Origin of the sequence: Streptococcus himalayensis, assembly GCF_001708305.1 — a bacterium.
Taxonomy (GTDB): domain Bacteria; phylum Bacillota; class Bacilli; order Lactobacillales; family Streptococcaceae; genus Streptococcus; species Streptococcus himalayensis.
Genome location: NZ_CP016953.1, coordinates 1205938 through 1230253, shown reverse-complemented (window position 1 = coordinate 1230253; position 24316 = coordinate 1205938). Strand labels below are relative to the sequence as shown.

Below are 24316 nucleotides of genomic sequence, written 5' to 3'. Positions count from 1 at the left end.
CATTATATGGTATAGACCAATTCTTGTCAAGAGATTTTTAAGCATTTCTCCCATGAAAATATGATATAATGGATTCATGTTTGTTTCATTACTTGTCTTATTTATTTTAGGAATCGCCTGTCTGCTCTTTGCCAGCATTCTAAAAGCATTTACCTTGCTACGACGACTCCTGTTTACCATTGGTGGGCTCTTATTTAGTCTTCCCTTTTTAGCCTGTGCCTACTTTCTTTGGATTCTCTTGACACAGGTCGGATAGCTGGATTTAAAAAGACTTCATGACTTCGCAAAAGCGAGTCTCATCCATAGACTGGCTTTTTATCTGAGTTAGTCCTCACACCACATTAATAATCCTACAAATAAACACACCGATTATCTCGAAAGGAATTTTACTATATGAACACAGCAGATTTTGATTTTGATTTACCTGAAGAACTCATTGCCCAGACACCGTTGAAGCAACGGGACGCCTCGCGGCTCTTAGTGGTTGACAGAGAAAGCGGAGAAATGAAAGACCAACATTTTGATGCAATTATCGATCACCTACAGCCCGGCGATGCCTTGGTTATGAATAACACGCGTGTATTACCTGCCCGTCTCTATGGAGAGAAGCCTGATACAGGAGGACACGTCGAGCTTTTGCTACTCAAAAATACTCAGGGAGACGACTGGGAAGTCCTTGCCAAACCCGCGAAACGCTTGCGGGTCGGTAGCCATATTTCCTTTGGAGATGGACGATTAACTGCGACCATTATCAAAGAGCTGGAACACGGAGGGCGAATCGTTCATTTTGCTTATGAGGGAATTTTTCTGGAAGTTTTAGAAAGTTTGGGCGAAATGCCCCTCCCACCTTATATCCATGAGAAACTCGAGGATCGCGAACGTTACCAGACGGTTTATGCCAAGGAAAATGGTTCTGCAGCAGCACCTACGGCTGGGCTGCACTTTACCCGAGAATTGCTGGAGAAAATCGAGGAAAAAGGGGTAAAATTGGTATATTTAACGCTCCATGTCGGGCTTGGAACCTTCCGACCTGTGTCTGTGGAGCAAGTGGATGAACATGAAATGCATTCCGAGTTTTACCACCTGTCAGAAGAAGCTGCTGCCACCCTGCAAGAAGTAAAGGCCGCAGGCGGTCGAATTGTCGCAGTCGGCACCACTTCTATTCGCACACTTGAAACCATTGGCAATAAATTTGATGGCCACATTCAAGCTGATTCTGGCTGGACCAATATCTTTATCAAGCCTGGCTATGATTGGCGTGTAGTCGATGCCTTTTCAACAAACTTCCACTTGCCCAAGTCCACGCTTGTCATGCTCGTCTCTGCCTTTTTAGGTCGTGAATTGACCCTTACTGCCTACCAGCATGCCATCAATGAACACTATCGCTTCTTTAGCTTTGGCGATGCCATGTTTGTAGAATAGGACAAGAGACTCATCAAACACTTTTCACATAGTAAAAACGGATAAAATCGGCTCTATAATTTCTGTAGTGGGTAAATCCACTGTGGAGATTATGGAGCCTTTTAGAGTGTAGAAAAAAAGTTCCATATGACCTATAATGAAAAGCGATAAAACCATCATTTAGAAAGACTCATATGGAACAACTAAATCTTATCACAAATTTTCTCAAAATGAAAGACAAAAATATCACGATCACTAATGAATGCGACATGGGAACTCACTTAGAACTCCACGGTCACTTGGATTACACAGCCCCTAAATGCCCTTCCTGCAAGGGACAAATGGCTAAGTACGACTTCCAGAAAGCCTCTAAAATCCCCTACTTAGAAACTGCTGGCTACCCGCTACTTATCCGCCTTCGAAAGCGTCGTTTCAAGTGCAAGGAATGTGGGAAAATAGCGGTCGCTGAAACTCCTATTGTTAAGAAGAACCATCAAATCTCTGTCGCTGTCAACCAGAAAATCACACAATTACTCATCGAAAATCAAGCAATGACACATATCGCACACAGACTTTCCATTTCAACATCTACAGTTATTCGAAAACTCAATGAGTTTAAGTTTGAAACGGATTGGGATAAGCTTCCAGAAGTCATGTCCTGGGATGAGTATGCCTTCAAGAAAGGGAAAATGAGCTTTATCGCTCAAGATTTTGACACAAATAACATCATCGCTATCCTTGATGGAAGAACGCAAGCTACCATCCGAAATCACTTCCTACGATACCCTAGACAGGTCAGAAACCGCGTTAAATTCATCACTATGGACATGTTTAGCCCCTATTATGCCCTTGCTAAGAAGCTTTTTCCTTACGCTAAAATTGTTCTTGATCGCTTCCACATTGTGCAACATCTCAGCCGTGCTATGAACCGTGTCCGTACCCAAATCATGAATGCTTTTGACCGCAAATCGCATGAATACAAGACGCTCAAACGCTACTGGAAACTGGTACAACAAGATAGCCGTAAACTCAGTGACAAGCGGTTCTATCGCCCTACATTTCGCATGCATTTGACCAATAAGGAAATCTTAGACAAGCTCCTATCCTACTCAGATGAGTTACGACAACATTATGAACTCTATCAACTTCTTTTATTCCATTTCCAAGAGAAGAACTCAGATCATTTCTTTGACCTAATTGAACAAGAAATAGCCACTGTTAACCCTATTTTCCAGACGGTATTTAAGACGTTTCTAAAGGATAAGGACAAGGTTTTAAACGCCTTGGAATTGCCTTACTCAAATGCCAAACTTGAGGCGACGAATAATCTCATCAAAGTCATCAAGCGTAATGCCTTTGGATTTCGGAACTTTGAAAACTTCAAAAAGCGGATTTTGATTGCCTTAAACATCAAAAAAGAGAAGACCAAGTTGGTCCTCTCTAGATGTTAGCTGACATCTACCCACTACAGTTGACAAAGAGCCATAAAATCAGGCTTCCTATTTACCTGATTTTATCCGTTTTTTTGCATGAGAACGAAAATAGCTTCAAAAAATCATCTTTCTCTTTCTCGTTCAGACTAGGAAGTCATACTCTATCTAAAAATCAAAATCTGACTAAGTTCCACAATTGAGAATTTTGGAAGGTTATAAATAAAACGAGCGTAGCTTGTATCCTAAAAACCGCAGGGTAACAGAGGTTAGCTGAGGATTATTTCATAATCCTTATTTCCAACCTTCAACAGTCCACTGGACTGTTGAAGCAAGGTGAGCGAACGACGTCAGATGTTGATTGTTGACGAGTGTTAAATAATGTTTGGAACCATTTTAGTTTCCCAGCTTTCTCTTGACATTCTCTTTAAAATCACTTACAATAACCTTATTATTTCAGCAAAGGAGACGCTAGATGGCTTATGAAGTATTGCGTAAGGGCAAAGTCATTATGTCCTTTTCAACGGAGCGCGAAGCCGTTCGCTACATCGAGCAAAAGACGGGATTTTTCTTTGGAGAGCCTGTGCATTACTACGAAATTCGAAAGACAGGGTGCTACTTAACGACTGCCGCTGTGGATCACATGGGTTTAACAGATGATGGCGTAGAACTGATGGCCCTGCGAGAGTTTCGTGATCACTACCTTCTCACCTTTGAAGAAGGCAAGCAAGATGTTGAGCATTATTACCAAATCGCCCCTCAGCTGGTAGACATTATCCAGCAATCCGACCGCAGGACAGAGCTCCTCAACAGTATCTACCAAGATTTGATTCTCCCTTGCCTTACACTCATCAAGGAAGAAAAATTCTCCGAAACTCATCAACTGTATAAGAACTATACATTAGCACTCGAAAAAGAATTGCTCCATTAAGAAAACCCGCTGAAGAAATTCTTCAGCGGATTTTCTATCCTCATTGAATTGGCTTTCCAATGTTCATCTGTTTACGCCAGTCTGGCACTTCGCCATCGTCTGCCCAATATTCGTCGAGCTCCACAATCACATCATCTTGGAGTTTCAGAAAGCTGACCGCATGAACAGAAAAAGATTTGTCAACAGGAAAAACACGCGTGACGATAATAATCGTATCCCCTACCTCTTCCATACGTTCGATTTCCCCATCCCAGTTGCCAGGATAGTCACAATTCGCTCGGATATATTCGTCCACAGAAAAACATTCATTGGTGCAGGGCCATCGGACTACAGCCTCCTCGGCAAAATAGCTTCTGAGTTTTTCCTCATCTTGTGCCACTACAGCTGTCACAAACGACGATATGTCCAGCAACAGAACCTCCTCCTCATGATAACATTTTTGACATGGATTAAAAGGAAATTTCAACCTCTCCACATCATGCGTTTAAACTCTCTCACGACTAGCTTGGTCTGTTGATAATTGGATAGGGCATTTTCCGCATACAATCCTTGCGGGTTAAAATAGCTACGGTCATAATCAGCTTCACATTTGCCGCTACGATTGGGCGCTCGAAAGCCTTTGGTAGCTTGATTTCGAAAAACGGGATCATGAGGGCCAACCGTATCAACATCTAAGTCCCAGTGGCGTTTACCAGCCTTGCCATAGTTAAAACTAGCCCCATTGACAATCCCGATTTCGTCTACTTTCTGAGCATCCATTTCATTGAGAAAGTTACCTCTACTGTCAAGGATAAATTCCGTATGAAAATGAATCAAAATCTTGATATTAAAGGACGAATAGCCTGACGGATACCGCTTTTCACCATTTTCAAACTTGAGCTTGTTATGCAAGCGAGCAGACGTTCCGATTGTATAATCCTTCTTCCAAGACCACCACGGATAGATGTTTCGCAGATAACGAGCAAGGGCACGGCTATCTGTTTCTCCCACTTTTTTCACATGCTGGCGGACATACTCGGCCTGCTGACTAGAGATGACATAACGCAGTTGATGGACTTGCCTTGCCAGTAAGTCTTTTTCTGCCATACTCGTTCCTGGAAAGGCTTGATCAACAACATGGGACAAGTCCCACCAAAAAGGATCATGAGGAGCAAGATTCGGATGAAAACGAGCGACTAGGGCTTGGTTTTCAGCCAATTCTCCTGACACATCATCTGGCATTCCCACGATAGCAATGACAATCTCCAAGAGCTGTCTAGGAGGCAAATGACTTTTTTCCAACTGCCACAGCTCACAAAACAAAGCTGAGCCAATCCGACTGTCACTCAAATCTAGCTGTCGTTCTACTGTATTCGCTAATGCCTCATCTGACCAGCCTTGAGCCTTTAGAGCTAAAAATTGCCCTGCTACACGGTAGCGTTCTTCTAGTCCTATCTGGCTAAATTCCCACTTGCGTTTCGATAAGATTTGCCACATGATTTCCTCCTTTCCAATTCTAAAAACTATTCATAGAGTTATAGTGGATTGAGAAAGGAATAGGACAAAGCAAGGAGCTGTAGATAGAACTGGCGTTCATCAAAGCGACTTAACGATGTCCTAACCTTTATTCAATTCACTATACTTCATTGAGTAGCGATTAGGTATCCAAAAATGACAAACTATAACATAATAGGAGCTGAGTTTTCTCAGCCCCTATTGTTTTGTCTATGCTAACATAATTTCAGACATAGCTGAAGATTTCATCAACTGTGTGGGGTATCACAACAAAATCGATTGCTTCGAAAGTTCGATTGTTGCTCCGCTACCTAAGCATCTTTTGGGGCGCGAGAGTAGTTTGCAATATCTGCTAAGATTTGCTCTTTGAAGTCTACAAGACTAACGGTTTGCGTTTCCTTGTGTCCATAGCGACGAACGTTAACCGCACGGTCTTCCATTTCCTTATCTCCGACAATCAATTGGTATGGAATTTTCCCAGTTTGACTTTGGCGAATCTTGTACTGCATTTTTTCATTTCGCTCATCAACAACGGCACGCACACCATGATTTTGCAATTCTTTAGCGACTTCCCAAGCGTAGTCCACATGTTTTTCATTAGAAACAGGAATCAAGGTGACCTGAGTTGGGGCAAGCCAAGTTGGGAAGGCACCTTTATAGGTTTCAATCAAGATAGCAGTGAAACGCTCCATGGTAGAGATAACACCACGGTGAATCATAACTGGGCGGTGTTCTTCTCCGTCTGCTCCAATATAGCTTAAATTAAAACGTTCTGGAAGCAAGAAATCCAGCTGAATAGTCGATAAGGTTTCTTCATTTCCAAGAGCTGTTTTCACTTGAATATCCAATTTTGGACCGTAGAAAGCAGCTTCTCCTTCTGCTTCAAAATAATCCAATTCCATGTCATCCATGGCTGCTTTTAACATGGCTTGAGCATTTTCCCACATGTCATCATTATCGTAATATTTATGCGTATCTTCTGGATCACGATAAGACAGACGGAAACGGTAATCTGTCAAGTTGAAATCTGCATACACATCAATAATCAACTGAAGCGCCCGTTTAAATTCTTCTTGAATTTGCTCTGGGGCAACGAAAATGTGACCGTCATTCAAGGTCATTTCACGCACCCGTTGAAGGCCTGAAAGGGCACCTGATTTTTCATAGCGGTGCATCATCCCAAGCTCAGCAATACGAACTGGCAATTCGCGGTAAGAACGAACATGATTTTTATAGACTTGAATGTGGTGTGGACAGTTCATTGGACGAAGGACGAATTCCTCACCGTCTCCCATGTCCATGGTTGGGAACATATCCTCTGAATAATGATCCCAGTGACCAGATGTTTTGTACAATTCAACGGAAGCAAGTGGTGGAGTGTAAACATGTTGGTAGCCAGAAGCCAACTCCTTATCCGTAATATAGCGCTCCAAGGTACGGCGAATTGTCGCTCCATTTGGCAACCAGAAAGGCAAGCCTTGTCCTACTTCCTGGCTAATCATGAAGAGATTCAATTCTTTTCCAAGTTTTCTGTGGTCACGTTCTTTGGCTTCTTCTCGCATTTGAATGTATTTCTTCAAATCTTTTTTGTCAAACCAAGCTGTACCATAGACCCGTTGCATCATGGCATTATCACTATTTCCACGCCAGTAAGCACCTGCTACATTGAGCAATTGGAAGACTTGAATACGACCAGTTGACGGTACGTGAGGACCACGGCAAAGATCCACATATTCTCCTTGACGATAAATGGTCAAGCCCCCCTCGTCTTCTGAATGCTCCTCAATCAGTTCCAATTTGTACGGATCGTGTTTGAAAATCTCACGCGCTTGATCCTTTGACACTTCCTCACGAATGCTTGGGAAATTCTCCTTGACGATTTTTCTCATCTCGTCTTCAATAGCTGCCAAATCTTCGTTTGAAATCTGTCCAGCCTCATTGTCTGTGTCATAGTAGAAACCGTCTTGAATAGCAGGACCAACTCCCAAATGAATTTCTGGGAAAAGGCGACGAGCCGCCTGCGCAAACAAGTGGGCTGCTGAGTGACGCAAGATGTCAAGCGCATCCGCGTGGTCTGGAGTGACGATTTCAAGTGAACCATCTTCAACAATCGCACGAGTAGTATCAATCAATTTGCCATTGAATTTCCCAGCAAGCGCCTTTTTAGCTAGAGAATTGCTAATTGATTGTGCAATCTCAAAGGTTGTAACACCAGACTCAAATTCACGCACAGCGCCGTCTGGAAAAGTAATCTTAATCATGTTTTTCTCCTTATTTTCTGTTATCAATTTAAACAAAGTAATCCGGTGCCTGACCATCATGAGCCAGCCACATACATTCTCCTAGGGATAGGTTGGTGAAACGAGCTGTAAAAGAGGAATTTTCTGGACTGCAAGCATAAATGCCAAAGGAAATGGTTTCTTTCGCTTCATGCAAGTGACAAATCCGCATCTGCTGGAAATGCTGGCCATCTGTCGAACATTCAAGACGGAAATCTTGACCTCTGCGGCTCAGACGATACCACATCTCTCTTACATCTGCTGCAATCTCTGTCGTCGCCCAGTCTGAATAACCTTGATTGGTCACAACACTCCCCAAATGCTGAATGGTCTCATTTTCATACTCAATCGAGGCCTTGAGCCAGTTGTCACTATCTAGATAAACCACAACGCCACATTGGTCAAATCGATGCTTGCTATCAAACTGCGTCTTTACGACAAAAGAGAAAAATTCCTCGTCTGTCTCCATTTGTAGCACAGGAGCATTGTCGTTACGGAAATGGTAATAGGTTCGCTGCCAGAGATCTGTATGTGGCAGGGTCGTTATCGTGATTTCCTCATCTGATAGACTGTAAGCAGCAGGCTCCCTTGTCCACTTGAGCTTATCAGCTGTAAATGTAGGATTCATCGCATCTTCCTTTCTTAAACTCCTTAAAAATCACCGCCTTTCATCTGGCTGACCTTTCACAATTCTCAATTGTGAAGCAAGTGATTTTCATAGAGTAGCAGTCATCTCCTTTTCACATAAAAAACGACATCCTCAAAAGGACGTCGTAACGTGGTTCCACCTTCATTCGTGCTGACTACCTATTTACCTCATGGAAATAGGGCAAGCACCTCGAATCAGCTCTATCGTAGCAACCGTTTTATGTTTTCATAAAAGCTAGGAGAGGAGTATCTTATCAGGGCTTTTTATGCGTTTACAGCAACCACGCACTCTCTTGAAAAAAGTTCCTAACAGACTTGTCTCTGATTGCTATTATAGCATCTTTGGACGAAATTTCAAGTGTTTTTGACTGTTTTTTCTCTATTTAGCTCTTCAAACAATGAACGAGGTGTCCCAAACTATTTCCCATCAGCGCAAAAAAGTGTCAGCGATTTGATAAAGGAGGAACCATTGTTCCCAGACCAGAATAGTCAAAGGAAAGGGAAGAAAGACATAGAGTGGGTAGCAAATTTTGAAGTCAAATATCACTCCATAAACAAAACTAATCAGAAAAGTAACTATGGGCATATAGAGCAAGAGATAATTGACATAAAGCGATTTCCGAACCAATTGTTCACTACTGATATAAGGGATTAGCAATAGTAATCCTACATGAATAAACATGGTAAAAAGAGAAATAATACTCAATGAAAATCGAAGTTAGCGATTTTGCGACTTTCTTAGATGTTTACTACCTCTTTTTTATCACTGTCCTTTTCATTTACTGAAAAAGCATTCTATTTGACTTACTTAGCCCATTTCATTTCATAACAAAAATAAATTTTTATATATGTTTGTGGCTATTTTTGAAATTAAATGAGTGTCAGCTATTTTTTTCTTAACTGTTTCATAACTAGTCAGCCTCTCTTAGCAAAAAACTGGGCAAGCTTTTAGAGCTTCACCCAGTTTTCAGTCGGTATTTACCGAAGATACTTCTGAATTTGTTTGATTTGTTTTTTCGAGGCTCGAAACATCCGAACAGATCCTTTAACGGGCATGTAGATAGCCTTTGTCGGTAAAGATACTACTGATTTAGCCATACGCTTGGTCATCGATTCTTCGGGATGCAAATCATTTTGAAAATCTTTTGAAATGATTGTATCCAGATAAAATTCATAAACGCGTTTCCCAAAATTCTCAGCTGAAATCTCATATAGTTTTTCAGCTAAAGCACTCTCATCCATATCCGGCGTTGCAACAATAGCTTCCAAAATAGCTCCCGCCAAATCTCGCTCCTGATAATAGAGAGTCCCAAATATCTTGTCATTAATCACGTGATCCAAATAAGGGTTCCCATGAGCTATAATCGGGGTGCCACTCGCTAGACTTTCCAGATAGGTCAAGCCCTGTGTTTCGCTCGTAGAGGCCGAGACAAAGAAGTCGGCCGCCTTATAGTACAAGGCTGTTTCGCTCGGGGCAATCATGCCTGTAAAGATCACCTTATCTGCAATTCCCAATTGGCTCGCCTGCTCTTTCAAATCAGCCAAATATGGCCCATCTCCAGCCACTACCAAGCAGACATCTACCTGTTCTTCCAAGACCGTTGGCAAAGCTGCAAGAACGGCTTGGATATTTTTCTCATAGGAAATGCGTGACAGGCTCAAAAGCATAGTTGTTTTTGGAGCAATGCCTAATTTCTCACGTAGTTGAGCCCTATGCTCTGCTAAAATCTCTGGCCGCTCAAATTTAGCCAGCTCAATCCCTGTTGGAATAATCCGTTTTTCTGTCTTAACCTTGTATTTAACGAGGAGATCATAGACAATCTCGCTCGGACAGATAACCCCATCCAACTCGCTCATGAAGCCACGAGCCATGTACTTAATCATACTCGGACGAATTAAGACGCCTTTGGCAATATAATGCACATAATCTTCATACTGGGTGTGATAGGTATGGACAACTGGAATACGCAATTCCTTAGCAATCCAAATCCCCAACAATCCAAGGGAAAACTCCGTCTGCGTATGAATGACATCAAGCTGGTATTGCCGTGCAATCTCAAGAGCCTTGGAAAATCCTCGATAAGCAATGCGGCGGTCTTTGAAAGCAAAAAAAGGAATACTAGGAATCCGAATAATTTGCCAATCCTCATAGCGATTAACATCCTTATCCGTTGTGGTAAAAATAAAGACGGTATGCCCTAACTTTTCTAGCTCTGTTTTTAAGGTTCGGATACTGGTTGCCACCCCTGAAACTTGAGGAAAATAGGTATCCGTAAAAAGACCAATTCGCATTTACATCTCCAATACTGTTTGATAGGCTTTGACTAACTGATAGGCGACATCATCAATCGAGCGACTTTGAGCCACCTTATAGCCCGCCTCTCGCTTATCTACCTTACCTTCTAAAATCTTGCGCAATGAATGCACAAAATCATCCACATTTCTTCCGAGCTCTGCTGATTCTTCATCAATCCACCCCTCATAAACCGGAATATCGCGTAAGACTACGTGTTGATGACTAGCCAAGGCTTCAAGAACAACAATTCCTTCTGTCTCCTCATAAGAAGGAAAGAAAAAGGCATCACTCCCACTCATAGCTCCCTCAAAAACTGCTCCCTTAAAATATCCTGGGAATTCCACATTTTCAGGATGGTCAAAGAGCACTAGGTCGCGAATTTTCCGTGGAATGATAAGCTTGTTGATACTCCCAAGCCAGATAAAACGAACATCTGGCATTCGTCTTGCCACCTCAACAAAATCCTCAATCCCCTTGCGTTTAAAATAGAGACCCGCACAGACAACGACCTTGTCGCCTTCTTGAATTCCAAAATGTTTCCGAAACACCTCTTCTTTTTTAGGTGTTTTTTGGTATTTCTTCAAATCAATCCCATTGGACACCGCTACAATCGGAGTAGTCACCCCATAGCCCTGAATTAAACGTTTGGAATATTCGGATGGCGTAATGATAAAATCCGCCTTTTGATACATGTGCGTCAAATATTTGCCAAACCAAGAGGCAAAGAAGTTAGAGCCAATGAAGGAATTTTGAAAGTCCTCCTTGGTTGAATGACCATGCATAATGACCTTCTTGCCCTGTTTTTTAGCCTTATGCAGCAACCGCAAGCTCCCTGGCCCATAGGTATTGATATGCACCACATCATAGTCCCCTAATGGATCCGTGGTATAAGGAATGCCTGCTAAATCCAAGGCCTTCATTTGATGATGGAGAGCACGACCAATTCCTGACTTTTCAAGAACAGCCTTGCCTTCTAAATAGAGTAAAACTTTCATAGGACTATTATACCGAAAATACAGGAAAAATAAAAGAAAGGGCTGAGATTTCCTCTCAAGACCCTGATTTTCTTATTTTTTTGTAGACTGACGCTCCACAATACTGTGAGCTAGGAGGACTTCTCGTTCTTCCAACTCTTCCTTGTGCATGATTTTAGTCAGCATACGCATACTGATGGCCCCTAAATCATACAAGGGCTGACCAATCGTAGTCATATTTGGACGTGTAAAACGTGCCACTTGAGTATCGTCGCTCGTAATGATTTCAAAGTCTTCTGGAACCTTCACGCCTTGATCTGACAATCCATTTAACAAGCCTGCAGCGAGCTCATCACCTGTAACAAAGGCTGCAGTTGCTTTTGAGGCAATCACGCGCTCCGCCAACTGGTACCCATCATCATAGCTGTATTTAGACTCAAATACCAAACCTTCACTATACGATAATTTTTCCTTTTTCAGAGCTGCTTTATAGCCTGATAAACGAATCTTGCCATTGATATCATCCACCAAAGGACCAGACACAAAGGCAATCTTTTCATTACGCTTCGCTAAAAGACTAACGGCGTCAATCGTTGCTTGCTTATAGTCAATATTGACACTTGGCAATTGGTGCTCAATATCCACTGTCCCTGCAAGAACAACAGGCGTGCGTGAACGGGAAAATTCAGACCGAATCTTGTCACTTAAATGATACCCCATAAAGATGATACCATCCACCTGTTTTGAAAAGAGGGTGTTGACCACAGAAACTTCCTTATCATCATCCTCATCGCTATTAGCAAGGACAATATTATACTTATACATTTCAGCAATATCATCAATCCCTTTTGCAAGAGTTGAGAAATAGCTACTAATGATGTTTGGAATTACAACGCCGACCGTTGTCGTTTTCTTACTAGCCAAGCCTCGTGCTACTGCATTTGGACGATAGTCCAAACGGTCAATGACTTCCAAGACTTTCTTACGCGTGTTTTCCTTCACATTTTTATTTCCATTGACAACACGGCTGACCGTTGCCATGGAAACTCCTGCTTCACGGGCGACATCGTAAATCGTTACTGTATCGTCTGTATTCATTCTGTTTCCTTTCTTTTTATTCATGAAAATACCGTTTTCACATTCCTACCAAGACCATTTTACCATGGATTGGAAACACTTTCAAGCATTTTATCGTTTTTTAGAAAAAAAGTAACAAAAACGAAAACATTTCACAAGTTTTAACATGAAGTCGGATTCTATATGAATAGAAAAAATTTAATAAAATAAATTGTATTCTACTATAATATCATTAGAAGAATATTCAAATACATAATTGATATCCACCAAAAAACAGGGCATAAGGGAGAATATTCAAAGCAGTATTGAATCAATCATTATCCTAAAACATATTAGATTTCATATTCTCCTATACAATTTGTAGCTTCTTACCACCGTTGGGACTGGGACAAACCAGGATGAGCGCGTCGCACACACCCATAAAACAATGTAATATAGAGGCAGGGCCTTTTGTTCCAGCCTCCAACTCACTTCTTCACGTCTACTAGCTCAGACAAGTCCTGATCATTAACCAATAACGCAATTTTATCTCTAAAGAATTGGAAACGACCTGTCAGCATATGCTCCTGGAAATCTTTCCAAGATTGGAATTCGCTGAGTCGGTATGGAAGGGAGGGATCCATCTTTTCAAGGAAATAGACCTTCCCATCTTTTTCATACAGCAAGCCAACATGCATGCTAATCACAGATCCCTCTACATTTTGTACTGCTGATAACAGACGTAGTTTGTTAGAGAAGGTCACACCTGCATCTTTCCAAGCCTTGATCAAATCCTTTGCCGACTTGTAGGCTGGATTGTCAAGAAACAACAGACTATAAAGCTGACTGTCTGTCTCTGTCAGTTCAGGATGGTACTGCTTCAAGGTCTGAAACTCTGGATGTTCTGCTAAATTGCTCACCTTGCTTGTATCATAGGTCAAGAGGGAGCGTAGGAGCAGAAAAGCTGTTTGGCGACAGTTCAGATCTTTTGGAAAATGGCTAACCTTTTCCTTATACTCTGCTTCATCCAACATCGTCGTAAACTGATTTGCATCTTGCCCAAGCTCCATACTTGTCCAGTCCTCAGCCTCCTTTTCATAAGATTTGTTATCCTGATGATAACTATCTATAAAGGCAGATAGAGCTTGCCAATTCTCCTTTGCAACGCCTTGTTCTTGTAAATCTTTTTGAAGCTCTTCCGTATGTTTGGAGCTGACAAGATTGTGGTAGCGATAGCTAGGTGTGGCTTCTTTTTTCATCTCCGTCTTTGGGGCTGCATGGCAACCAACCAAGACAAGGGCACATAGGCTGACTAAGGCAATTAGTTTTCCTTTCATGTCTGGATTCCTCCTTTTATGATTTTTATCTATCCTATCATATCAAATCCATCTCATACTTCCCTATGCTTCATCTGCTTTTCATCTGTTTTTGAGAAATGAAAAAACCAGACTAAAAAACCCTGCATCCTTTGGGCAGACTGAGTTATCCCCTAAGACACAGGTTTTTTATATGTGAACATTTTTTTGAACAATTGATAGGCCAGATAACCACCTAAGGTGTTGGTCCACAGATCATCGATTTCAAACACTCGATTGGCATCAAACGCGATATCTAACAAAATCTGCGTCAATTCAATACCCAGACTGATAAGAAAACTAAGGACAAGGACCCGTTTTTTCTTCCTTAGCGAGGGGAAAAGTAACAACAGTTGAAAAATCAAGGGAAAAAGCAGAAAGATATTCATGATATTTTGGAGAACTACCTTTCCGAATTGCCAAATGCTGGTGATTTCTCCCAGACGAACAAAAGAATTAAACGGTGTGAGTAGGACAACTACACGTCCAAAGTGCTCAATCCCTGGTGTTTCAATTCCATCGGATATCTGGGGTGTAAAACACATGAGTCCTAGCAATATACCGTAACCTATAAGGGCGATTTTGACGAAACGCTTCGCTGGTGGCAGCATTTCACCATTCTTAACATACTTTTTTAGCATACTAGTCCTGTGCTGCAAGAGCTTTTTGTCGGTCCCGCTTCATGGTATTCGAACGAAGTTGACCACAAGCTGCATCAATATCCGTTCCATGTTCTTGACGAACAACACAATTCACTCCATGTTTTTTCAAGGTATCATAAAAGGCTAAAACCCGTTCTTTCGGACTACGGCTGTACTGATCGTGTTCCGTTACTGGATTGTACGGAATTAAGTTGACATAAGACAATTTTTTGATATTTTTTAGCAAATTTGCTAATTCCAAGGCCTGCTCGACACCATCATTGATCTCATTGAGCATGATGTACTCAAAGGTCACACGACGATTGGTCGTTTCAATATAGTACTCAATCGCTGCAAATAATTTCTCAATTGGAAAGGCCCGATTGATTTTCATAATACTCGAACGTAGTTCATTATTTGGTGCATGAAGGGAAACTGCTAAATTAACCTGCACCCCTTCATTGGCAAAATCTCGAATTTTATGAGCCAAACCAGAGGTCGATACGGTAATATGGCGTGCTCCAATCGCCAATCCCTTGTCATCGTTGACTGTTCGAACAAAGTTTAGAACATTTTCATAGTTATCAAACGGCTCGCCAATCCCCATGACAACGATATGGCTGACACGCTCGTCTTGTCCTCGCTCGTCAAAATACTGTTGCACCAACATGATTTGGGCTACGATTTCTCCATTGGTCAAGTCCCGTTGTTTTTTAATCAAGCCACTTGCACAGAAGGTACAGCCAATGTTACAGCCGACCTGAGTGGTGACACAGACTGAAAGTCCGTAATGCTGACGCATCAGAACCGTCTCAATCAACATTCCATCTGGCAACTCAAATAGGTATTTCACCGTGCCGTCAGCAGACTCCTGCACGATACGTTGTTTTAAAGGATTGACCACAAACTCCTCTTCCAATCTCGCAATCAATTCCTTGGGTAAGTTCGTCATTTCGGCAAAAGTTTGAACCCGTTTGCGATAAAGCCATTCCCAGATTTGGTTGCTACGAAATTTCTTCTCCCCATGTGCTTCTGCCCATTCCTGTAACCCTTGGCGAGTCAGGCTATAAATTGATGGTTTCATATCTTCTCCTTATTTCCAACGAATGACAAAATGACGATTGTTTGCTTGTTCTTTTTGGTCGAAACGGCGTTCTTTAGCTTTTTTCTTAGGTTCTGACATCTCAACTTTTTTGGGCTGCCGTTTTTTCTGTTTAAATCGTTGTTTGGGCTCTGAATCTCGTTTTTTTCGTGTCTTTTTATCAAACGATGCTTTCTTAGGCTCTGGATTTTCCAATACAAAATAAGCACAGCCATAATTGCAATATTCGAGCAAGTAATCCTCCAATCGACTGATTTTCGCCGCATTGTCCACCTGTCGCTCATCCTTGTAAAAACCTCTTAGCCTAAGCTGCTCATTTCCCCAATCTCCAACTAGATAATCATATTTGGTCAAAATTTCTGAAAACCGTTGATTGAAAGCTGTCACATCAAAGGCATTTTTCTGATTTTCAACCATTTCAAATTCCAGCTGCTCAGCCACAATTTTCGTTCCAACTTGTCGAAATTCTGGTCCTGGAAATTTATTGTAATTGTATAATTCTGGTGCAATCTCTTTACGCATAGTTTTCCTTCATCATTTCTTTCCTACTAACTCTTCTATTTTATCACAAAAACCCTTCTTTCGGCAGTATTTCCCAAAGAAAACCAGTTTTCTGAAAAAAGTCAGACGATTTAATCCATACTAAAATCTAGAAATACTAATGCATCCCTTTCCTTATAGATTATTGGTAAAAGCCTACGAAAAAACACAGCCTTCCGCCGTGTTTTCGTAATCATTGGAAAATAGGTAAGCAGACAATCGTGAGAATGCAAAAAATCATCTTTTTAATGACACTAATTTCTTTTTAGCAACGTTTTTCGTTCATCCTCTAATTTACTCAGTCTTTTTTAAGTAATCAATTGCGTCTTTTAACGTCTTGACAGGTACAATTTTCATGTCTGTTTTAATGGTTTTCACAGCTTCTTTCGCGACTTCATAGTTGTTTTTGGCATGTGGATCCGCTTTTTTTGCCTCCTCGCTGACAGGATTGTCTGGGGCAAAGAAAACGCTCGCTCCTTTTTGGGCAGCTGCAACGACCTTTTTATCAATGCCGCCAATATCTCCGACCTTGCCATCTTTATCAATCGTCCCTGTCCCTGCGATAATCCGTCCATCTCGCAAGTCTGGATCTGCCAACTGCGTATAGATTGCCAAACTAAACATCAGTCCAGCACTAGGACCTCCAATTCCTTCTGTTGAAAAGGCAATCGGCGTGGCACTTGTCGCTTCCGTTCGGTCAATCAAGCTAATTCCAATGCCATTTTTCCCATTTTCTAACTTGATAATCTTGCCTTCTGCTGATTTTACCTGTCCATCTTCTTCGTAGGTCACCTTGACTTTATCTCCAATTTTTTGAGAACCTACATAATCAATCAACTCTTTTGAGCTTTGGAAGGTCTTATCATTGACTCCTGTCACAGTATCTGCGATATTTAAAATTCCTTTAAAAGTCGAATCTTTCGCCACTTGTAAGACATAGACCCCTAGATATTTCATCTCAATTTCTTTACCAGCCATTTTTAATCCTTGGTATGTAGCCATATTTTGAGATGTTTCCATATAAAATTGATTGATTCTTAAAAATTCGCTATCCGAAGACCCACCTGTTACTTCCTCGGCTGTGTGGATATCTGTAAAGGGAGTCAGCCAAGCATAGACCAAATGAGCAAAGGTCGCATGCTGAATTCCTACCGTTACAAAATGGTAGGAACCTGCCGCCGTATCTTCTTTCCCATCGACCTTTAAGACTTCTCGAATGTCCTCTGACCCACCCGGAACTTCAATATAATAAGGCAAAGGGACAATAAAAGCTAACACTAGACATAGAAAGCTAGTAAGCCCCACTAGGAGCCATTTATTGCTCTTCTTTTTGTTCATATTCTAACTCCTTTACAACACTCATGGGAACGTAGGCTGAAACATCCTGCCCAAAGGCAAGCAATTCCCGCACACGAGATGACGATAAATGGCGAACAAATGGTGACGGTAGTAAAAACATGGTCTCAACATCTGGAGCCAACTCTCGATTAAAAAAGGCCAATTCTTGCTCGTACTCCAAATCCTGCCCATTACGCAGACCTCTAACAAAGCAGGTCACCTCTAGCCTTCTCGCCACATCAACCGCTAATTCATCCTGCGAAACAAGGACATGGACATTGTCCAAATGAGCCAACGACTGCCGAAGCATACGCTCTCGTTTTTCGAGGGAAAAGAGGGCAGACTTAGCCTGATTATAAAAAAGTCCGACATACAAGGTATCAAATAATCGACAAGCACGCTCAATTAGCTCCACATGACCGTTGGTAATGGGATCAAAAGAGCCTGTAAATAGTCCAATCTTATCGTGCATAAACCGTCACCTTTGAAATTCCATAAATTTTCTGTTTCCAGATTTGCAAGCCTGCTAGCTCTTCTGGCAAATCCACCGCTTTATCCGTTTCACAAACGACCAACACATCTTCTGCCAATAACTGGCGACTCTCCAGCTCTGCTAGATCTGTCTCGATTTGCTCCTTGGCATACGGGGGGTCTAAAAAGACCAAATCAAAGACCCCAGAAAGTTGGGACAACGCTCGTGCAGCTTCCATTTTTAACAAGTGAAATTTCTCTGCTTCCTTTGTGATAGCTACATTTTGCTGAATAATAGCCTGAGCTTTTCGATCTTTTTCGACCAATACAGCCTCTACCATGCCACGAGAAATAGCTTCAATCGCAAGACTACCACTTCCAGCATACAAATCCAGGACCCGTCCCCCATCGAAATAAGGACCAATCATATTAAACATAGCTCCCTTGACCTTATCAGTCGTAGGGCGCGTTGTTTTTCCTTCTAGTGTTTTCAAGGGGCGTCCCCCATACCTACCTGCAACAATTCTCATAACATCTATTATAGCAAATTTTTTGATATTTGGTCTTGTAAAAGGGAGTGAGACTCAATCGCGATTTCGAAGAAATCGATTTTCCTCACTCCTTTATTTTTAGGTTCGAGCTAAACGAATTCACTGGATTAGTTTACTCTCACCCCCGCAAGGTTGACGCGGTTTGTAGAATGTTGATTGATCAACGTTTTACAAACCCGATAACTACTGCGTTAAACTGTTCAATCTATAAAAGAAGCGAGGATGGACACTTCTATCTCAGCCTCCTTATAAAATATTCTCAAATTGATCGCGGACCGATGTTGGCCAGACGCTGGATTGAACTTCGCCGATATGTTTTTTACGTAAAAGGAACATGGCAAGGCGTGATTGACCAATCCCTCCGCCAATGCTTAGCGGGAAAAGTCCGTTTAACAAGGCTTTATGCCATTCATAATCCAAGCGATCTTGGTCACCCGTGATGGCAACCTGACGCTTCAAAGCTTCTTCATCCACACGAATACCCATGGAAGAAAGTTCAAAAGCAGACTGCAACTCCTCATTCCACACAAGAATATCGCCGTTTAACCCCTTATAGCCATTTTCAGATGGGGTTGTCCAGTCGTCATAGTCTGGTGCTCGTCCGTCATGCGGTTTTCCGTCTGGTAATTCTCCACCAATTCCGATGAGAAAAACAGCCCCATATTCCTTAGCCACAGCTCTTTCGCGCTCTTTCGGCGTTAAATCAGGATAGGTTTCCACCAATTCTTCGGTATGGATAAAGGTAATTTTCTTAGGTAAAACAGCCTCAATGTCAAAGCGAGCTTCCACAGCCAGCTCCGTCAAACGAATAGCCTTATAGATTTTTTCCACTGTTTCTTTGAGGTAGGCCAGATTTCGCTTACCATCTGGAATCACCTTTTCCCAGTCCCATTGGTCCACATAAATCGAATGAATCTCATCTAAGGAATCCTCATCCGGTCGAAGAGCCTTCATATGGACAAAGAGACCTTCCCCCTCGTTAAACCCAAAACGAGCCAAGGTATGACGTTTCCATTTCGCTAGCGAATGCACTACTTCATACTCAGCATCAGGAATTTCTTTGACATGGACCGATACCGCATGTTCCACCCCTGATAAATTATCCTGCATCCCATCACCAACACGGCTCAAGATAGGTCCCTGCACCTCTACAATTTCCAATTTATCAATCAGATATTGGGTAAAGGTATTTTTTACAAAGGAAATTTCTTGTTGCTGATGAATAAAACTTTTTTTCATAAACGCTCCTCTCACTAGATACGGAAATAGATAAGTTGACTGATAAAGGGCAAATCCGACTTTATACTCTATAAACATCAAAATCTGACTAGGTTCCACAATTGAGAATTGTGGAAGGTGACAGATAAAACTAAGCTTGTGTCCCACTCCCAAGCAAGGTGAGTTAACGACATCAGATGTTGATTTTTGACGAGTATTAAACTGAATTTCTTCACTGTCAACTGATAATAGGCTTATTATACCACTTCCTTTATCCAAAAGAAAAGGACTTTTAAACAATTTTTTGAATTTTTCTACGATTTGCTAGATTTAAATCAATTCCAGTAAGAGAATAGATAAAGCAGATACAATATGTAGTTAACTTAAATAGTTCTACTTATACTCAATAAAAATCAATGTTAGTATTTTTACTATTTCTTAGATGATTTAGAAATAAGTTCCCTTTTTTCTATCTTCATTTCATTTACTGAAGTAGCATCCTATTTGCCTTACTTAGCCCATTTCATTTCATAGCAAAAAATAAATTTTTATATATCGTTATGGCTATTTTTAAAATTAAATGAGTATTATCACATAAAAGAGAGAACCGACTGGTCCTCCCTAAAATCTAGCTTTTCTTCAACTACTGTGGTTGATAAAAAGTTATGTTATACAAGCAAATTCAAAATAACTTGTTTGAATTAATAGCGTGGACTAGCAAAGCCTCGGATATTTCCATCTCCAATGCGATAAGTTCTACGTGCCACAACTTGAGCATCTCCACTATTTCCTTCAATAGTATGAATAAAGCCGTTTTCCACTTTTTCAACAATTCCAATGTGATCCGCAAATCCATCATTTTGTTGATGGTTTTGATCCCAGTTAAAGGTTATGAGGTCACCTGCTTTAGGTGTAATTCGGCCATCTTCATTCCAAATACCCAAACGCTTAAAGATTTGGATGTGACGTTCCACACCACATTCACGACCAATCAAATGACTAAGTCCTTGACGTTGGAAAACTGTTGTTACAAAAACATCACACCAATCATCTGAATACTTGACTGAATAACCAACAGGCAATGGTTTAACACTATTATAATCATCAACTAAAGCTCGATGTTGAGCACTGCCATGGCGAACTCCAACCATAGAAGCTGCCGCCTCAATCACCCGTGATTTGGCATCTGTTGAAGTTGCTGTTCTTTGGGGCTTACTTGCCGGTGCTTGGTTCAAGCTCACAGCTGTTTTAGTGCCGCCTACCCCTACTAATTTACCATCGTTTTGAACATTTGTTGTCGTTCCACCTGCGTAAATTCGTTGATTATTTTGTTGAACATAATACAAGTCAATGTAGTATTTTCCTGTATGATTGTTATGTCTACTTGGATCTACATGAACTTTATAACTACCATTCCCTTGAGGTGTCGCACTATACCATACTAAGGAATCTCCCTTACCTGCTGGCCATACAGGAATCTTAACTTCTCGAACTCCAGAGGACACATTTGTGACAACAACATCAAAATGCCCTGTTTGAGTATTTTGGTTTGTAACTGAAATTGCCAATTTACCAGACGGAGTTGTCGCTGGAGTCGATTTTTGAACGTTTGTTGTCGTTCCACCTGCGTAAATTCGTTGATTATTTTGTTGAACATAATACAAGTCAATGTAGTATTTTCCTGTATGATTGTTATGTCGACTTGGATCTACATGAACTTTATAACTACCATTCCCTTGAGGCGTCGCACTATACCATACTAAGGAATCTCCCTTACCCGCTGGCCATACAGGAATCTTAACTTCTCGAACTCCAGAGGATACATTTGTGACAACAACATCAAAATGCCCTGTTTGGGTATTTTGGTTTGTAACTGAAATTGCCAATTTACCAGATGGAGTTGTCGCTGGAGTCGATTTTTGAACGTTTGTTATCGTTCCACCTGCGTAAATTCGTTGATTATTTTGTTGAACATAATACAAGTCAATGTAGTATTTTCCTGTATGATTGTTATGTCGACTTGGATCTACATGAACTTTATAACTACCATTCCCTTGAGGCGTCGCACTATACCATACTAAGGAATCTCCCTTACCCGCTGGCCATACAGGAATCTTAACTTCTCGAACTCCAGAGGATACATTTGTGACAACAACATCAAAATGCCCTGTTTGGGTATTTTGGTTTGTAACTGAAATTGCCAATTTACCAGACGGAGTTGTCGCTGGAGTCGATTTTTGAACGTTTGTTGTCGTTCCACCTGCGTAAATTCGTTGATTATTTTGTTGAACATAATACAAGTCAATGTAGTATTTTCCTGTATGATTGTTATGTCGACTTGGATCTACATGAACTTTATAACTACCATTCCCTTGAGGCGTCGCACTATACCATACTAAGGAATCTCCCTTACCCGCTGGCCATACAGGAATCTTAACTTCTCGAACTCCTGCTGGAGCTGAAACATTCGTTACAACTATGTCAAAAGCAGAACCTGTGTGATTTTGAATAGAAATATTTCCACTCAGAGGTCGAACTGATGTAGATGAACGAGAGGTAAATCGACCAGTATAATCCACGCTTTGATCAAATACGTGCTTGCCTGCTAATAATTGGGCCTGAGAAGTAAATTGCCAAGCTCCAGCATTATTGTGATAACGCATTCTATTAGCCTCTTCTGCCGACAACTTAGGTCGTGGATATTGTGCTACCCAGAAGTTTTCTATCCCAAAACGAGACGTTTGAACAGGGCCTTTTATCCCCAGATTATTACGATCAAGCCAGCTTGCACTCGTATAATACATAAGATTTGAAAAACCAAGTCTTCTCATCTCATTTGCCCAGGCTTGAGTGGCAGCATTGATATTTGATCTCATTTTCGGATCTTCTATATCATTGACCATAACGGTATTTAAAGGAAGATTTAAACTTTTTGCTTGATTTGCAAAATATTGGGCCTCTCTACGAGCTTCTGTCTCGTTCGTATAATGAGAAAAAGCATAGACTGATACTTGTAAACCTGCAGCTTGTGCATTTCTTACTTGTGATGTTGCATAAGGATTTTTATAAGTTGTTCCTTCCGTTAGCTTAACAACGACTCCACCAACGCCTTGACGTCCCAGTTCCTGATAGTCATCTTTGCTAATATAATCATTATGACTACTTACATCAACAAAAGTAGAGGCTCTTTCTACTGGCTGAGTTTGTCTTGACACAGCGGGAGCAACTGAATTAATAGTTGTTGCAGAAGCAGACCCAACAGTCGAACTTTTGTCAACAGTTGTTGTGACAGGTGTAACCGTTGACTTAGGAGTCACTCTGGTTACATTCGCAGAAATCGCAGTTGGATTTGTTGCCACTACTGCTCTAGAACTTGATGGCTGATTTGAAATTTCAGGTCCTAAATCGATCACTTGATCTCTCGAGGCGGCATTAGGCACAACTTCATCTGCTAATGCTTGTCCACTGGCTGCAAGTAAAATAGCAGTGCTTGCTAGATAAATCATTCCTTTGGTTTTCATGAGGCTCTCCATTTTTTTATTTATAGCTATATTCTACCATAAATCTTTAAAAAATCTAAAATTAAACGTAGAATTCTAAATTTTTTTCTATTATTTATATTTTTATTCGTAAAATTTTACAAAAAAACGAACAAATATAAAATTCGTTCGTTGTATTTTCTATTTCACAAAATCAAGTAATGCAAGGAAGCTATCTGCTTCAAGTGAAGCTCCACCTACAAGTGCACCGTCCACATCAGGACAAGCCATATATTCTGCAATGTTTTCTGGTTTGACAGAACCACCATATTGAACACGCACTTTGTCCGCTACTTCTTGACCAAAGTCTGCTGCAACGACATCACGAACGGCTTTACACATTTTTTGAGCATCGTCTTGAGTTGCTGATTTACCAGTACCGATTGCCCAGATTGGCTCATAGGCAAGCACCAATGAAGCAACTTGATCAGCTGTCAAATCTTTCAGAGCTGCAGATACTTGTGCACCAACAAACTCTTCAGCTTTACCAGCTTCATAAGTCTCAAGAGACTCGCCACAACAGATGATTGGGGTCATGCCGTTTTTGAAAATCGCATGTGCTTTTTTGTTGATGTCTTCATCTGTTTCATGGAAGTAATCACGGCGTTCTGAGTGACCGATAATCACATAATCCACTTCAAGTGCTGCAAGTGTCGCAGGGCTGTTTTCTCCTGTAAAAGCTCCAAAATCTTCAAAATAACAGTTTTGTGCTGCTACTTTCAATTCAGTATTGCGAACACCTTTTTTCATGCCTTCGATGAAAAGAGCTGGTGAACCGATAACAGTATCCACAAGTTCATTTGAAGGAATGTTTAATTTAACTGCCTCCACAAACTCGCGCGCTTCTGCTGCTGTTTTGTTCATTTTCCAGTTTCCTGCAATAATTGGTTTCCGTGACATTTCACATACCTCTTCTAAAAATTTTTACACTCCTATTCTACCATATTTTAGAGAAGAAGAAAAGTTTTTGTTGAATAAATCACAAGATGAAAACGTTCTCTAAAAAAAGAGCTTCACCGAAGTGAAACTCTTTCATTGTCTGACTTTAATTG

At 41.1% G+C, this 24316-nt stretch carries 20 protein-coding genes; 3 read left to right on the top strand and 17 right to left on the bottom strand.

The window, feature by feature from the left end; all coding sequences use genetic code 11:
- Positions 1 to 393 precede the first annotated feature (393 nt).
- The 3 genes from queA (at position 394) to BFM96_RS05780 (ending at position 3762) form a co-directional block, all read left to right on the top strand.
- A complete protein-coding gene (gene queA, locus BFM96_RS05790; RefSeq protein WP_068991525.1) occupies positions 394 to 1422 on the top strand; it encodes a tRNA preQ1(34) S-adenosylmethionine ribosyltransferase-isomerase QueA in 1029 nt (342 codons plus the stop codon).
- 173 nt (positions 1423 to 1595) lie between these two features.
- Complete coding sequence (locus BFM96_RS05785; protein WP_068991522.1) at positions 1596 to 2852, top strand: ISL3 family transposase; 1257 nt, start codon at positions 1596 to 1598, stop codon at positions 2850 to 2852.
- A gap of 454 nt (positions 2853 to 3306) precedes the next feature.
- Positions 3307 to 3762: a CFI-box-CTERM domain-containing protein gene (locus tag BFM96_RS05780; protein ID WP_068991521.1), complete on the top strand. Its 456-nt coding sequence runs from the start codon at positions 3307 to 3309 to the stop codon at positions 3760 to 3762.
- A 40-nt stretch (positions 3763 to 3802) separates the two neighbouring features.
- On the opposite strand, the gene BFM96_RS05775 is transcribed toward BFM96_RS05780, so the two are convergent.
- The 17 genes from BFM96_RS05775 to tpiA all read right to left on the bottom strand — a co-directional run bounded on the left by BFM96_RS05775 (position 3803) and on the right by tpiA (position 24164).
- The gene (locus BFM96_RS05775; protein WP_223245852.1) at positions 3803 to 4174 is read right to left on the bottom strand and encodes a nuclear transport factor 2 family protein; all 372 of its coding nucleotides are present in this window, start codon (positions 4172 to 4174) and stop codon (positions 3803 to 3805) included.
- A 50-nt stretch (positions 4175 to 4224) separates the two neighbouring features.
- On the bottom strand, positions 4225 to 5238 hold the full coding sequence (locus BFM96_RS05770; RefSeq protein WP_068991519.1) for a DUF3114 domain-containing protein: 1014 nt from the start codon (positions 5236 to 5238) through the stop codon (positions 4225 to 4227).
- A 329-nt stretch (positions 5239 to 5567) separates the two neighbouring features.
- Positions 5568 to 7517: a threonine--tRNA ligase gene (gene thrS, locus BFM96_RS05765; RefSeq protein ID WP_068991518.1), complete on the bottom strand. Its 1950-nt coding sequence runs from the start codon at positions 7515 to 7517 to the stop codon at positions 5568 to 5570.
- A 28-nt stretch (positions 7518 to 7545) separates the two neighbouring features.
- Positions 7546 to 8163, bottom strand: a complete 618-nt coding sequence (locus BFM96_RS05760) for a DUF1349 domain-containing protein (protein ID WP_068991515.1) — start codon at positions 8161 to 8163, stop codon at positions 7546 to 7548.
- Between the two features lie 998 nt (positions 8164 to 9161).
- Positions 9162 to 10475, bottom strand: coding sequence for a glycosyltransferase family 4 protein (locus BFM96_RS05750; protein ID WP_068991510.1), 1314 nt, complete (start codon positions 10473 to 10475; stop codon positions 9162 to 9164).
- Positions 10476 to 11474, bottom strand: coding sequence for a glycosyltransferase (locus BFM96_RS05745; protein ID WP_068991508.1), 999 nt, complete (start codon positions 11472 to 11474; stop codon positions 10476 to 10478).
- A 72-nt stretch (positions 11475 to 11546) separates the two neighbouring features.
- The gene (gene ccpA / locus BFM96_RS05740; RefSeq protein ID WP_068991506.1) at positions 11547 to 12551 is read right to left on the bottom strand and encodes a catabolite control protein A; all 1005 of its coding nucleotides are present in this window, start codon (positions 12549 to 12551) and stop codon (positions 11547 to 11549) included.
- Positions 12552 to 12997: 446 nt separating this feature from the next.
- Positions 12998 to 13846 (bottom strand): DUF4300 family protein, encoded by an 849-nt coding sequence (locus tag BFM96_RS05735; protein WP_068991504.1) that lies wholly within the window; start codon positions 13844 to 13846, stop codon positions 12998 to 13000.
- Between the two features lie 152 nt (positions 13847 to 13998).
- A complete protein-coding gene (locus BFM96_RS05730) occupies positions 13999 to 14475 on the bottom strand; it encodes a VanZ family protein (RefSeq protein ID WP_373283972.1) in 477 nt (158 codons plus the stop codon).
- 31 nt (positions 14476 to 14506) lie between these two features.
- Positions 14507 to 15589 (bottom strand): 23S rRNA (adenine(2503)-C(2))-methyltransferase RlmN, encoded by a 1083-nt coding sequence (rlmN, locus tag BFM96_RS05725; protein WP_068991499.1) that lies wholly within the window; start codon positions 15587 to 15589, stop codon positions 14507 to 14509.
- A gap of 9 nt (positions 15590 to 15598) precedes the next feature.
- Positions 15599 to 16129 (bottom strand): YutD family protein, encoded by a 531-nt coding sequence (locus tag BFM96_RS05720; RefSeq protein WP_068991496.1) that lies wholly within the window; start codon positions 16127 to 16129, stop codon positions 15599 to 15601.
- Between the two features lie 312 nt (positions 16130 to 16441).
- Positions 16442 to 17485, bottom strand: a complete 1044-nt coding sequence (locus BFM96_RS05715; RefSeq protein WP_068991494.1) for a SepM family pheromone-processing serine protease — start codon at positions 17483 to 17485, stop codon at positions 16442 to 16444.
- Positions 17463 to 17957: a pantetheine-phosphate adenylyltransferase gene (gene coaD / locus BFM96_RS05710; RefSeq protein WP_068991490.1), complete on the bottom strand. Its 495-nt coding sequence runs from the start codon at positions 17955 to 17957 to the stop codon at positions 17463 to 17465. Before coaD ends, BFM96_RS05715 begins: the two co-directional genes overlap by 23 nt.
- Positions 17947 to 18486, bottom strand: coding sequence for a 16S rRNA (guanine(966)-N(2))-methyltransferase RsmD (gene rsmD / locus BFM96_RS05705; RefSeq protein ID WP_068991489.1), 540 nt, complete (start codon positions 18484 to 18486; stop codon positions 17947 to 17949). Before rsmD ends, coaD begins: the two co-directional genes overlap by 11 nt.
- A gap of 267 nt (positions 18487 to 18753) precedes the next feature.
- Positions 18754 to 19746 carry an aspartate--ammonia ligase gene (gene asnA, locus BFM96_RS05700; protein ID WP_068991486.1) on the bottom strand — a complete coding sequence of 331 codons (993 nt, stop codon included), beginning with the start codon at positions 19744 to 19746 and terminating at the stop codon, positions 18754 to 18756.
- Positions 19747 to 20426: 680 nt separating this feature from the next.
- On the bottom strand, positions 20427 to 23246 hold the full coding sequence (locus BFM96_RS05695; RefSeq protein ID WP_068991482.1) for a GBS Bsp-like repeat-containing protein: 2820 nt from the start codon (positions 23244 to 23246) through the stop codon (positions 20427 to 20429).
- A 159-nt stretch (positions 23247 to 23405) separates the two neighbouring features.
- Entirely contained in the window at positions 23406 to 24164 is a 759-nt protein-coding gene (tpiA, locus tag BFM96_RS05690) for a triose-phosphate isomerase (RefSeq protein WP_068991480.1), read from the bottom strand.
- Positions 24165 to 24316 lie beyond the last annotated feature (152 nt).